Genomic DNA, 12,792 nt, shown 5'->3' with positions numbered 1-12,792 from the left:
TTCAAGCAACGTGCTTTCTCATCCTAAGCTGCGTTGGCATTAATACAGTATTGCGGCGTTGAGGAAAAACGGGACGATGATTCATTAGTTCTAGCTGATAGCGAGAAACAACCATCGCCAGAGCCAGTTTTAGTTGATAAAGGGCTATTTCTCCTCCAATACACCCTCGCATTCCCCCACCAAAGGGCAAAAATTCATAGGGAGAAAAGCGATGATTTAGAAAACGCTCTGGTTTGAAGGTTTCGGGTTGGGGATAAATATCTTCGCGATGATGAATCACATAGGTTCCCACAGTCACTAACATTCCAGGATCGACAGTGCGATCGCTAATTTTAGTGGTTGCTTTCACTAACCGAGGAATCATAAACATGGTAACAGGATACATCCGCAACGTCTCATTACAAACTGCACTGAGATAGGGGAGGCGAACAATCTCAAGAGGGTCAGGAGAATTACCTAAGTTATTCAATTCTGCCAATAATTTGGCTTGAATTTCAGCATCGCCATAAACCCGATACCAAGACCAAGCAATAGACGCTGCGGTTGATTCATTTCCAGTAAACAACAGCGATAAGACTTGACCTAATAATTCTTCATCTGTTAGAGAGTTTCCCTGTTCATCCGTCGCCGACATTAATAAGGTGAGAATATCGGGTTTTTCTAAGTCAGGATGGCTGCGACGTTCCGCAATTTCGCTATAGATTAACTCTTGCATTTGCTGACGTTCCTTAAGAAACTTTCCCCAAGGACTGAATGAGCCAAAATCCTGTTGTAAGAATCGAAAAAATAAGGGAATACCTACAATGTTGGAGGCAAATAAACCGATCATCTCAACCATCAAGCGTTTAATTTGTTGATAGCGCTCTTGCTGATAGGAGCCAAACAAGAGCTTAATCATCACTTGCATGGATATCTCTTGCGCCGTCTCCCAAACCAAAAAAGGTTGATGGGCGGGTACTGCTTGCATGACATCATTCACTAAGTCACAAATTAACTGCCCATAGGAGTGAATGCACTTGCCATGAAGTTTTGGGATCAACAGCTTTCGCACCTGTTGATGACGCATACCTTCGAGGGTGAAAAAAGAACTGTCTCCAAAGATTGCCTTCAGTTCACTGTCAAATGCAGTCGTAGTCAAATGCCCATGACGGTTTTCAATAATTTGTTGAGCCGCTTCCGGTGTGTAAAAGACCACCAGAGGGCGACCAAAATCGATTCCCTTTGCCCAAAATCCATCTGAATAGGTTCGGTAAGCCCTTTCCCAATAGCTAACTGGATTAGTGATGTATTCAATTCTCTGCATCCAGATCGGTATTTTTAATGATTCAACCTGTGTCATAAGCCAACTTTAATGAGTCAATATTTGGAAAAGGAGGAATGTTTTTATCGTTAGATGTATCGCCTCTCATCAATCGGAAAACATTCCCTAAATTAGTTTAGCTTCAGCTAAACGTTCAAACAGTCCAAGACTATTTTGTGGCGACAATAATACCGCTTGGCGCCCAAAAATCACAATAAATTCGCTTCATTTGGGTGAATCCCGCATCCCGCAAGCATTGTTCATGGTCACTCCAAGAATAAATCATCCCCCCCTCGTGCGGAATTGAGACAAAGTAGGATGAATCAAGGGCGGCCATCAGGGGGCCGTCTTCTTCATCGGATGTCATCATGTTAAAAATAACGACGGAACCTCCCGGTTTTAGGGCTTCATAAGCCCGACGAAGCAATGTTGTATTCTTATCTAAAGACCAGATGACTAATACATGAATAAACAGAAAACAATCTTGATTTTGGGGAAATTCATCAACAAAGATGTCCGCTCCCCTCACTTGAATTCGGTTTGTTAATTGATGTAGATCGATATGATTTTGAGCAATTTTACAACTGTCTGGAATATCCATCAACGTAATCTGTACGTTGGGGAAAGCCTGAGCTAAAGCAATGGAATTGGTTGCATCTCCCCCTCCGACATCCACAACTGTTTTGAAATTAGAAAAATCAACCTTTTCAAACAATAAAGGGTTCACTAATTTTGACCAAGATCCCATAAAGTTATAGAATACTTTGTCAAGTCCGGGATTCTCGTGCAAGCGATTATATAAATCTGGCCCTTGACCGGGGAATTGTCGCAAACCGACATTTTTATTCTGATGTAAAGATTCTACATAATCAATCGAACCGCGATAGACAATCTTGGCTTCAAAGAGAACAACATCGTAGAACTCTTTCCAAGTGTTTTCTAAAAACAGCATTTGAATGACTAAACTATTGCGATATTTATCGTCAACTTTTTGAATCAGTTTCAACGCTGTTAGTCCCAGCAATAAAGCTTTAGTCGGATAGTCGGCGAGTTGTAACTTTTGACTAATTTCTGCTTGGGAAAGATCGGGGTGTTTCCAGAGCAGTTCAAAGACGCCCAGTTCACAGCCAGCATACAGATTTTGAAAGGCGGAGTGACCGTACAAAAGTAGCACGAGGTCATCCATTTTTAAGGTATCTTTATTGCTATTGATCAACTGCAACATTTTCAAGTCGCTGTGAGCTTGACCGTTGGGTTGGGAACTCGCAATACCCTCTTGAGATACCGACAAGGGTTCAAAATTTTTGACCATAAATTTCTCCTGAATTTCTGACTAACTGCCAACGGGTATCAATTAGGAAAGTGTCTCACTTTTAACCGCATATTTGCTCGATAGAGACAGATATATACCCAGTAAAACTATACAACAAAATACCCCATTTAAAATATTTAATTGTTCGCTCAAGATTGTCCAAGCAAAAAGAGCGCTAATCACGGGATCAAGGAGCATCGTAACCGCGACAACTCCCGATGATAAATAGTTAAGAGAATAGGTAATTAGTCCTTGACCAATGACTTGACAAACCAGAGCCAAAGAAATAACAGCCCCCCATCCTAGCCATGACACAGGAAAAAAATGATCGCCTGTAATGATCAAGGTAATTGTTGTTACAAAAGAGCCAATGGTACAACACCAAAACATTAGAGTTTGAGCGGAAAATTGGGTGATCAAGTGTTCCATAATCAGCAACTCCAAAGCAGAAGAAATTGCAGAGAATACAGATAATAAATCTCCCTGTAATTTATTGATTGAGTCTGATAAATCGTTAAAACCAATCAAGATAGCGCCGATAATGGCAATAGCCATACCCATTAAAAATTTGCTGTCATAGCGATTTTTATATAAAATCCATCCTCCCAGTGCCGTTAAAAGGGGTCGCAAACCATGTAAAATTGTCACAGAACTCGCAACAGTTGTTCGAGACAATGACCAAGCCCAGAGGAGTTGAATAGCTGCATATAAACTACCAACCAATAACAGCAACCCTATGTTTTTCGGCGTATAAAGCTTTTGTTGCTCGTTGGGTGAATTGTCAGATAAATGTTGGCGAATTGCCCGGATTCCATTTCCAACCGCAAAGACCAGACTCGCCATCCAAAAGCGATTAAAAATGGTCGTATTGGGACTAATCTCGCTTATGCTAAATTTCATAAAAATTGGAGCAAGACCAATGGCAAACAGTGCTGTTAAAAGGAAGGCGAACGGTAAAAAAACAGTTCTTTTATCCGATAACTGATTGAGATTTTTGAGTTGGTTTTCCATACAAATAGGGGTGATTTCATTTCAACTAAACTGTTTTTTCTGAGGCTAAGATCTCAAGTTCGCTATCGGGAATTCTGGGGAACTGATTCAAGATTAAATATGCCCGTAGTAGTCCCGGTGAACGGCAACAGAATAGGCATAATCTAATAGAGTTCCCCAACTCAAAACCGGAAGATTAATCGCTTGTTGAATCGCACGGGCAAAGGGTGGAGTTCCCGAACATTCTAAAAGTAAAGCTCCCATATGAGGATAACGTTGATAAAAATCCACCGCCAATTCGGTTAATTCCTGTTCAATTTTGTCGTAGTTCGCTCCTCGTAATAGGGGATCGGGTGACATATAAAGATTGGTGATTTCCGAACAACAACCCGACTCTAACATTCCCTCAATCACATAATTACTATTGGGCTGAATTCCAACCGCTTCTAAATGGGCAACAGTTAAAACATCTTTTGAGAATACAAGAATTCCCACAACTTTATCCTTCCCGATCAACTGTTGAGCCAAAGGAACTTGAAGTAAACTCGACATAAAAACGGGAACATTAACATAGCCGGCAATTTCTTTTTGAAAGTAAGCAAAATAACCACATTCCCCCGCGATCGCCCGACAGCCCATTTTCTCCAGTTTCTTAGCGGCTTTTTGAATCGGTTCTAAATAGGGAGTTTTATCGGCTTTGAACAGTAACTCTTTCCCGTCTAAACCTTCAGCAATTTCATATTGAATGGGAAACGGATAAGCGCTGGCGTTGCGGGTATCTCCGGGAAAACCTGGATATTGTTCGTCCAGAATAATAATACCTAAACCCATCCCATAACAATGACGATGGGGTGAAGTTTGGATATAATTAATTCGGTGATTTCTTTGTTGATCTATCATTTGATTTGATCTACTCCTCTCCATCTGCCTTTCATGTACTGAGCCAGCCAATAAGATTCGGTTTCTGATAGAGGTTCCTTAATTGATTGGTTGGGGGGAGTCGGATGATTGGGCAAAAATCCGCCTCTGGGTTTCCCAGTTTCTACATTTCCCCACATCGCTCTGAATGCAGGTGTATCGGGCAATTCTCGATTATTAAATGGAGAAAACCAAACCCTTAAAAGTAAGCGATCGTATTCCCCTGACTCGATTTTCCAAGAAGAGCGGGCATGATAAGTCACATGATTGTTTGTAATCAACCAATCGCCCGGTTCTAACTTGAACATCATTCCTACTTTCAATCCAATTTCCTCTAAAAGTTCCAAACCTTTCTGTTGTTTTTCCGTGAGTCGGGGCGCTCCTGCTATGGATTGGCTCAAACGAACATAAGCACTGGAATATTGAGTGGTGAATTTTCCGTTATGAATACACCATAAAGGATAAGTTATCCAATTATTTTCTCCCTCAAAAAAGAAGGGAATTTCTTTGAATAAATCTTGGACGATTTCGGGATGAGATTGCTGCATTTCATTGTAGATGGTAATGGCACTCGCCAAGCGATTTTCGCCCCCTTCTCTGGCTTGTCTAACGCAGAGTAAACTATTAAGATCACAGCGATCGCAATGAAACTTAAAAGCATCATTGGATTGTTTCCCTTCCTGAGATGAATCTGGAGCTTCTGCTCTAATATAGGTAATAAATTGTCTAGTTTCCCGAGAGGGCGAATCAAAGTCTGAATTGGATTCTCTCACGGGCATACCCATCTGTTTGCACAGTATTAGGTAAACCTCTGCGAGTTCTTCTTCTGAATATTTATCAACTGGAAACCCTTTTAAAAGAACGGCTCCTGTTCCATTTTCCAATTCTTCGGAAACGCCTGCGAGAGTTTGGCGGAGTTGATCAAACTGAATCCCTTGATTGTTAGAGACTTTTAAAGTGTGAATTGCCGCGTCAATTTCGGCGACTTCTTCTGGAGTCAATCGATAATTCCAGTAGGGATAATTGGTGATTTCATCACCTTTCCACTGGGCTGGAAGATTAACTAAATTCATCACATTTTCCTTCATTTTTTTGCTTCTATTCCTACCCATCTAACTTTCAGGTATCGATCCAACCAATAAGATTCTGTTTCCGATAACGGTTCATTAATCGCTTGGTCTGGCGGAAGCTTATGATTAGGCAAAAATCCCCCTCTAGGTTTTCCTGCTTCTACAGATCCCCAGATGCTTTTAAAAGTATCCGTGTTCGGCAATTCTCGACTATTAAGCGGAGAAAAACAAACCCTTAGAAGTAAGCGATCGTATTCCCCTGACTCAATTTTCCAAGAAGAACGGGCATGATAAACAATATGATTATTCACCATCAGCCAATCTCCCGGTTCTAAGGTTAGCGTTACCCCCATTTTACTCCCAATTGCTTGTATTAAATCCAAACCTTGTTTTTGCTTCTCAGTCAGTCGCGGCGCTCCTTCAACGAATTGACTTAAACGGGGATAGGTACTAGAAAGTTGGGTGGTAAATTTGCCCTTGTGGATACTCCATATTGGATAACTGATCCAACCTTTTTCTCCCTCAAAAAGCCAAGGCATCCCTTGAAATAATGCTTCGGCAATTTCTGGATGAGATTGAAGCATTTCGTTGGCGATCGTAACGGCACTTGCCAAACGATTTTCTCCACCTATTCTTGCTTGTCTAACACACAATAAACTCAGCACATCATAACGATCTGTGTGAAGTTTGTAAGCATCATTAGACTGTTTACCATCCTTAGATGAATCCGCCTCTGCTCGGATAGAGGTAATAAATTGAGTTTTTTCCCGAGAGGGAGAATCAAAGTTTGAATTGGATTGTCGAATTGGAATCCCCATTTGTTTACACAGTGTTAGGTAAACCTCTGCGAGTTCTTCTTCTGAATATTGATCGACGGGAAACCCTTTTAAAAGAACGGCTCCTTTTCCATTTTCTAATTCTTCTGAAACCGCTTCTAAGGTTTTTTTGAGTTGAGGAAATTCAAGGGGAGAATTACTAGAGGATTTGAGAGCATGAATCGCCGCTTCAATTTCTCCAATTTCTAGGGAACTGAGTTGGTAATTCCAGTATTGAGAATTAAGTAGCTCATCCCCTTTCCAAGCTGCGGGAATCTTGAGTATTTCCATTGTATTTTCCTTAAACTTCATTCATTTTTAACTCCAAACGAGCGACTGAAACCTGATAACTATTAGGGCGTTGGGTTGGGATAACGGGCGTGAACTTTATCGATTTCTGCCAAAATTTCTGAGTCTAATTCTAGGTTGACACAACTTATATTTTCTTTTAGCTGTTCGATTGTTGAAGCCCCAATAATTGTACTGGTCACAAACCAGCGCGATCGCACAAATCCTAACGCCAACTGTACAGGAGTTAAACCATATTGATGAGCAATTTCTACATAAGCTTTAACTGCTTCTTGAAAATAGGGTTTGTGATAGCGTCTGTCAAATCCGGGGAACAAATCTAATCTAGAACCTGCGGGAGTTTGGGAGAGATATTTACCCGATAGATGCCCAAAAGCCAGGGTACTATAGGCAATTAATCCAACGTTATGAAAATGACAGGCTTCTGCTAAATGAATTTGAAAGACTCGATTGGTTAAATTAAAAGCATTCTGAATAGAGACAATTTTCGGCAATCCAAACTGTTTGGCTAAATGACAAAATTCACACAATCCCCAAGGCGTTTCATTACTCACACCCAAATAGCGAATTTTACCCGCTTTCACTAAATCTGCAAAGGCTTCTAACTGCTCTAAAATCGGTACGGTTTCTCGCTGATAACGAGGATCATAATCGGGAGCGCCAAATAAAGGAACGTAACGATCCGGCCAATGAATTTGATAGAGATCAATATAGTCCGTTTGTAGACGTCGGAGACTCCCCTCTACGGCTTCCTGAATGTTCTGGCGATCAATTCGACTGCCATCTCGAATCCAAGTAATTGGTAAAGTTTTATCTCCCGATGGGCCGGATACTTTCGTACCAATAATTAATTGATCTCGTCGCTGTTTGCTCAACCAATGACCGATGTATTCCTCGGTTTTACCTTGGGTTTCGGCACGGGTAGGGGCGGGATACATTTCTGCGGTATCGATAAAATTAATGCCTTGATCGACGGCATAATCGAGTTGTTTTTCCGCCTCTTCCAAGGTATTTTGATCGCCATAATTCATCGTTCCCAAACACAATTCGGAAACCAACAAGTCACTATCACCGAGTTGTTTATATTGCATGAGATTTCTTCCCCCTGTTCGCTTAACTCAATTCATACCGATGCTAAATCCCAACAACTTTTTGCCAGGTTATCGGTTGCTCAACCACTCCAAAAATCTGCTGATTGGGGTCAAGAGAATCTGGATTAATATAAGTTCCAAATAGATGATCAAAAATTGTGAAATAGCTACCCATGTTATAAGCTCCAATTTGGGTATGATGTAGACTGTGATAGCGAGGTGTCACAAAAATCCACTCTAATATTCCCATCCAAGAACGCCATTGAACGTTAGAATGAGTCCAATTTTCATGCAAAGCTCCGAGCAAGCCAACATAAAACATCACCTCTGGCGGAATTGAGAGAAGTGGAAAAGCAATAAATCCGACTTGAAACAAAAATCGACTGGTAAAACTGGTTCTTTGAGCGGCAAGCCACCATAATTGTTGAATGGAATGATGCCATAAATGAGTTTGCCAAAGATATTTGTTATGGTGCATCCACCAATGACAAACATAATACCAAAAATCTTTGATGAAATACGCTAAAATTAACCGCACCCAGATCGGCAAGGACAGCACTCCAAACCCGCCCAATAATTCCTTGAATGAGGCCGGAATTAACAGCTTGATCAGATCGGCATAGACATAGGAAATAATGATGGTAAAGAAAATCGAGATCAGCGCCGCCCCAAAGTCTTTGACAAATACCTCTGCATATTTGATTTCCCGGAGAGGATCGGGTTTTTCTAAAAGTATCCAGACCAGCGCACCTGTAACAAAAGTGGCTAACCATCCGATTATGATTTGTGTAATCATTTTTGTCTAATTGATTGGTTTGTTAATTCATGCTCAATTCAGCTACACCCCAACAATTTTTCGCAGGGTGACAACGGCGTTATCTCCTGATGCAAATTGTACTTGATCCGGTGTAACTTTTTCCGGATCAACATAAGTACCAAAAATGCGATCAAAGATAGTAAATAAAGCCCCTAAATTTTTGGTGTGTGAACCCGTTTGGGTATGGTGTACAGAATGAAAGCGAGGAGTAACATAAAACCACTCAATCACCCCCATCCAAGAGTGCCATTTAACATTGAGATGAATCCAGTTATCGTGAATAATGTAATGAATTCCAACAAAAATCATAATTTCGGGTGGAATACCCAACAAGGGAAAGCTGAGAAATCCTACTTTAAATAGCAGCACATCTGTTAAACTTTCCCGTTGCGCCGCCAGCCACCAAAGTTGATCGATAGAATGGTGCCAATTATGGGTTAACCACAGGGTATTATTAGCGTGTTTAATCCAATGGGTGACATAAAAACTGAAATCTTTTAACAAATAAGCAATCAATAACCGCACCCATAAAGGCAGAGATAATAAGCCAGTCCAACCCATAAAATCCATCAGGGATGGAGAGATTGTTAGTTTGACCAGCGCCACAAAAAAATAGGCGAGAATAATGCTATAAACAGCCGAAATCATGGCGGCGCCGAATTCTCTGGGGAAGCGAGAACGGTATTCAACCGATCGCAGTGGATCTTGAATTTCCCAGATCCAAAACAGTATTCCCGATAGAAATAAGACAAACAATCCTGTCAAAGTTTGAGCGATCATACTGCACCTTACTTGAGTGAGAAATTGGATAATTTCAAGGGTTCAGATTCTTCTAAAAAGGGGTAATCGATATACCCCCGTTCATCTCCTCCCGTAAACGTTGGACGATGATAGGAATTGAGTGGGGCATTGAGAGCAAAACGTTTGGGTAAATCAGGATTGGCAATAAATAGCCTTCCGTATGATACTAGATCGGCATCACCCTGAACAATGATAGCTTCTCCTGTTTCGCGAGTATAGCCCCCGGCTGTTATCAATGTCCCGCTATATAAGGGACGAAAATGGTGAACGCCAAGCTGTACTTTTTTTTCGGTAAAATCATCGTGGCTGCCTTTAATTCGGGGTTCTACAATATGCAGATAAGCCAATTTAAAACGCTCTAGCTGAGTCACCACATAGTTAAATAAAGCTTCCGGGTTGGAGTCATTCATATCTTGAAACGTGCTACTCGGAGACAAACGCACGCCGACACGATTCGATCCCCAAACCTCAATTACAGAGGCGGTTACTTCTAGCAGTAAACGGGCGCGATTTTCGATGCTTCCGCCATATTCATCCGTCCGTTTGTTGCTATTATCTTGTAGAAATTGATCGAGTAAATAACCACTCGCCCCGTGAATTTCGATGCCATCAGCCCCCGCTTTCAAGGCATTTTCTGCCCCTTGACGATATTGGGCAATAATTCCGGGAATTTCTTCTGTTAAAAGCGCTCTGGGGACGACAAAAGGAACTTCTTCTTCGCTTGCAGTTAAGGCTTTTTCTTCTGTTGGAGCGATCGCACTGGGAGCAACGGGCAATTCTCCATTGGGTTGCAAGGACGGATGAGAACAGCGTCCACCGTGCCACAATTGCAGAAAAATGCGTCCTCCTTTGTCGTGTACCGCTTGAATAACCTGTTGCCAACCTGCAATTTGTTCTGGGCTATAAATTCCTGGTGTTTGCGGTAAGCTTGTGCCTTGGGGAGAAATTTGAGTCGCTTCACTAATAATTAATCCCGCAGAAGATCGTTGAGCATAATAGAGGGCGTTAAGGGAAGTTGGAGCATTATTTTCTCCTGCGCGTCTGCGCGTTAATGGAGCCATCACAATTCGATTTGATAGCTCTAAATTTCCCAGTTTAAAAGGTTCAAGTAGCTTTAAATAACTCATCTTATATTATCAGTAATTAGCTATCAGTTATCCTTGTGTAGGGGCGGGTGAGGTGACAATATGTGTAATTCATTAAGATCTCAATAAACCCGCCCCCCGTAATCAGTGTTGAATTTTTATTGTTTGGTATTGCATTAATGATTGATAACAATTAACGATTAATTCTTCTTCACTGGTAATGAGTGACTAATTAAGTTTGCGCCTGCATTGAGCAAAATTTCAGCGCATTGATTATGACCATAGAAAAGAGCTTCCTGTAAGGGAGTCCTGTGTTTTCCCGTCGCACTAACCGCATCAATAAATGCTCCCGCTTCAACCAGAAGTTTGACGACTTCCGCACTTCCGCCTTGACAAGCTTGATGTAACACTGAACTCCCCAAACAACTATCAAGCATATAGACATCCGCACCCGCATTTAACAACAGCTTAACCATCTCTACATTCGCCTGACTTGCCGCGATCATCAATACCGTTAAGCCACTCTGGGGATCTCTAAAATTGACATTTGCACCCCCATCTAACAGCGATTTTACCGCATCAAGTTGATGGTTTTTAACAGCTTGAATCAATTGTTTATCAAAGTCCGCTTTAAACGCAGCAACCTCTGGATTGGGGTCAAAATAAAAGCTCCATGATGCAATTTTACCCGCTTCATCTAAGACGATAAATTGAGCATCTTCAAGTTCAAAAATTTGTTGGGTTTGTTTACAAATTTCCTGAGTATGAGAAATAATGCAGGCTTTGTTCCCCTCAACAATAAATTCCAGCAAATCATAGTTTAACAGTTCAGTGGTTTCCGCTCGAATTTCAAAGGCTTCAACCACAGCCTGTTTTCCCACTTTTTTACCGAGATAAGGAATCGCTTTGTTAAATTCATTTTGCGGGGCGTAGAAAACGACGGTTTCTGATAAGCCCTCAATCACTGCTTCTACATCATCTTCTGCCCAACTTTCAAACCACTGCCTTAAAATTTGTGTTGTTGTTTGAGTATCCATTTCAGCTACTTGATTAAATGAATTGACTTCAGGAGCGCTTCATGGTTTTTGTCAACTTCGGCAGCAAAGCGATCAAAAAACTCAAACTCTTGAAATTCCTCAGAACCCGTTTTATACCCCGCATCTCGCAAGTTTTGCCGTGTATCTAGGCTCTCTAAATATTCAGCTTGCTCTGGAGTCACAGAAAGATTTAATTGGCGATAAACCAACTCCACAGAATCTTTAATATTTTGAGTGAGGCGATTAAACGAGAAACACAATTTTTGTTCCGGGGGTAAGCTTTCAAAAAATTCAATGGTTTGGCTGGCGGCTTCTGCTCGAACCGTTCGCTGCATCGGCACCCAGTCGGGAATATTGATCACATCTACCCCGGACTTGCAGTAAGCAGACTGACAAATTAGAGTAATGTAGGAGTTCATAAACTTTTCTGATTCTCGGGTTATCGTCACAAATAAAGCATCCGTATAAAGAGATTTCATCATGTTTAAACGTTGAAGACACTCATTATCTTTGGAGACATAAATGAGATTACCGCCCCGTAAATACAGAACTTTTTGAATCACTTTATATTGAGTTTGTAGCATTCTCTCCTGAGTTCTCCGGGAAAGTTTGCTAAAGTTATTCAGACTTTCTAATAACTTGGGATAAGGAAAGCGGTTAATGACATAGAACTGATGCAGAAAGCATTCTTCAAACAAAAATCCATCATCTTCATAATCATTGAGATAGCTATAGTGCATCTTCTCAGCGAGTTCAGCTTGGTTGCTATTTCCCCAATAATTAACTTGGCTCATTCGCTCCAAAATACCTGTCGCTTGCAAGAGTTTTTGCAGCAAAATAGAAGGGTAGCGCCATTCTAATAGTCGAATACCGAAAAATGTTTTTTCATCTGAAGCGAGAGTTCGGTGCAGAAATGTTGTGGCGCTGCGAGGTTGGGCAACAATAAAAACAGGGGTGCGGAGAATCTGTTTTCGATACTCGGAAAAGAACAGTTCGTCAAGACACCAACACAGGGCAATAAACGGCAGTTTTAACGTATAGTTAAGCAGATAGAAAACCTGTTTTTGTCTGGCTTTAAATCCAACAGAGGGTTCAGGATCAAACAGAATATGTTTCCAGATACTAAAATAGGTAGGCCAATGGGGGAAAGGAGTTAGAAATACCGCTCCTATGAGGATGGCTACTATCAGAAAACCGAGCGAGATGAAAAGCAACATATCTGAATCTCAATCGTTAAAGAAGCAATT

12 protein-coding genes are annotated in these 12,792 nt (G+C 41.2%); all 12 read right to left on the bottom strand.

All coding sequences use genetic code 11. The features are described from left to right. Nucleotide 1: 1 nt before the first annotated feature. On the bottom strand, nt 2–1,339 hold the full coding sequence (locus WN50_RS11070) for a cytochrome P450 (RefSeq protein ID WP_046277769.1): 1,338 nt from the start codon (nt 1,337–1,339) through the stop codon (nt 2–4). 130 nt (nt 1,340–1,469) lie between these two features. Further along, entirely contained in the window at nt 1,470–2,612 is a 1,143-nt protein-coding gene (locus WN50_RS11065) for a methyltransferase (RefSeq protein ID WP_049559101.1), read from the bottom strand. Nucleotides 2,613–2,654: 42 nt separating this feature from the next. Further along, nucleotides 2,655–3,623 carry a DMT family transporter gene (locus WN50_RS11060; RefSeq protein ID WP_046277768.1) on the bottom strand — a complete coding sequence of 323 codons (969 nt, stop codon included), beginning with the start codon at nt 3,621–3,623 and terminating at the stop codon, nt 2,655–2,657. Nucleotides 3,624–3,716: 93 nt separating this feature from the next. Next, nucleotides 3,717–4,502: an aspartate/glutamate racemase family protein gene (locus WN50_RS11055; protein WP_046277767.1), complete on the bottom strand. Its 786-nt coding sequence runs from the start codon at nt 4,500–4,502 to the stop codon at nt 3,717–3,719. Then, entirely contained in the window at nt 4,499–5,593 is a 1,095-nt protein-coding gene (locus WN50_RS11050; RefSeq protein ID WP_072075569.1) for a TauD/TfdA family dioxygenase, read from the bottom strand. The genes WN50_RS11055 and WN50_RS11050 overlap by 4 nt, the downstream gene beginning before the upstream one ends. An 11-nt stretch (nt 5,594–5,604) precedes the next feature. Beyond that, nucleotides 5,605–6,696: a TauD/TfdA family dioxygenase gene (locus tag WN50_RS11045; protein ID WP_046277765.1), complete on the bottom strand. Its 1,092-nt coding sequence runs from the start codon at nt 6,694–6,696 to the stop codon at nt 5,605–5,607. 62 nt (nt 6,697–6,758) lie between these two features. Beyond that, the gene (locus WN50_RS11040) at nt 6,759–7,805 is read right to left on the bottom strand and encodes an aldo/keto reductase (protein ID WP_046277764.1); all 1,047 of its coding nucleotides are present in this window, start codon (nt 7,803–7,805) and stop codon (nt 6,759–6,761) included. A 43-nt stretch (nt 7,806–7,848) separates the two neighbouring features. Next, nucleotides 7,849–8,601, bottom strand: a complete 753-nt coding sequence (locus WN50_RS11035) for a sterol desaturase family protein (protein WP_046277763.1) — start codon at nt 8,599–8,601, stop codon at nt 7,849–7,851. A 42-nt stretch (nt 8,602–8,643) separates the two neighbouring features. Next, nucleotides 8,644–9,402: a sterol desaturase family protein gene (locus WN50_RS11030; RefSeq protein WP_046277762.1), complete on the bottom strand. Its 759-nt coding sequence runs from the start codon at nt 9,400–9,402 to the stop codon at nt 8,644–8,646. An 8-nt stretch (nt 9,403–9,410) separates the two neighbouring features. Beyond that, the gene (locus WN50_RS11025; protein WP_046277761.1) at nt 9,411–10,550 is read right to left on the bottom strand and encodes an alkene reductase; all 1,140 of its coding nucleotides are present in this window, start codon (nt 10,548–10,550) and stop codon (nt 9,411–9,413) included. A gap of 158 nt (nt 10,551–10,708) precedes the next feature. Continuing rightward, nucleotides 10,709–11,545, bottom strand: a complete 837-nt coding sequence (locus tag WN50_RS11020) for an ankyrin repeat domain-containing protein (RefSeq protein ID WP_049559098.1) — start codon at nt 11,543–11,545, stop codon at nt 10,709–10,711. Between the two features lie 5 nt (nt 11,546–11,550). Then, nucleotides 11,551–12,762 (bottom strand): sulfotransferase, encoded by a 1,212-nt coding sequence (locus WN50_RS11015; RefSeq protein WP_046277760.1) that lies wholly within the window; start codon nt 12,760–12,762, stop codon nt 11,551–11,553. Nucleotides 12,763–12,792 lie beyond the last annotated feature (30 nt).

The sequence above is a fragment of the Limnoraphis robusta CS-951 genome (genome assembly GCF_000972705.2).
This window is presented reverse-complemented; position numbering and strand designations above follow the sequence as displayed.

What these genes read in the sequence shown, in the direction of transcription:
- WN50_RS11070 (WP_046277769.1), bottom strand. Translation starts at nt 1,339, where the DNA reads ATGACACAGGTTGAATCATTAAAAATACCGATCTGGATGCAGAGAATT.
- WN50_RS11065 (WP_049559101.1), bottom strand. Translation starts at nt 2,612, where the DNA reads ATGGTCAAAAATTTTGAACCCTTGTCGGTATCTCAAGAGGGTATTGCG.
- WN50_RS11060 (WP_046277768.1), bottom strand. Translation starts at nt 3,623, where the DNA reads ATGGAAAACCAACTCAAAAATCTCAATCAGTTATCGGATAAAAGAACT.
- WN50_RS11055 (WP_046277767.1), bottom strand. Translation starts at nt 4,502, where the DNA reads ATGATAGATCAACAAAGAAATCACCGAATTAATTATATCCAAACTTCA.
- WN50_RS11050 (WP_072075569.1), bottom strand. Translation starts at nt 5,593, where the DNA reads ATGAATTTAGTTAATCTTCCAGCCCAGTGGAAAGGTGATGAAATCACC.
- WN50_RS11045 (WP_046277765.1), bottom strand. Translation starts at nt 6,696, where the DNA reads ATGGAAATACTCAAGATTCCCGCAGCTTGGAAAGGGGATGAGCTACTT.
- WN50_RS11040 (WP_046277764.1), bottom strand. Translation starts at nt 7,805, where the DNA reads ATGCAATATAAACAACTCGGTGATAGTGACTTGTTGGTTTCCGAATTG.
- WN50_RS11035 (WP_046277763.1), bottom strand. Translation starts at nt 8,601, where the DNA reads ATGATTACACAAATCATAATCGGATGGTTAGCCACTTTTGTTACAGGT.
- WN50_RS11030 (WP_046277762.1), bottom strand. Translation starts at nt 9,402, where the DNA reads ATGATCGCTCAAACTTTGACAGGATTGTTTGTCTTATTTCTATCGGGA.
- WN50_RS11025 (WP_046277761.1), bottom strand. Translation starts at nt 10,550, where the DNA reads ATGAGTTATTTAAAGCTACTTGAACCTTTTAAACTGGGAAATTTAGAG.
- WN50_RS11020 (WP_049559098.1), bottom strand. Translation starts at nt 11,545, where the DNA reads ATGGATACTCAAACAACAACACAAATTTTAAGGCAGTGGTTTGAAAGT.
- WN50_RS11015 (WP_046277760.1), bottom strand. Translation starts at nt 12,762, where the DNA reads ATGTTGCTTTTCATCTCGCTCGGTTTTCTGATAGTAGCCATCCTCATA.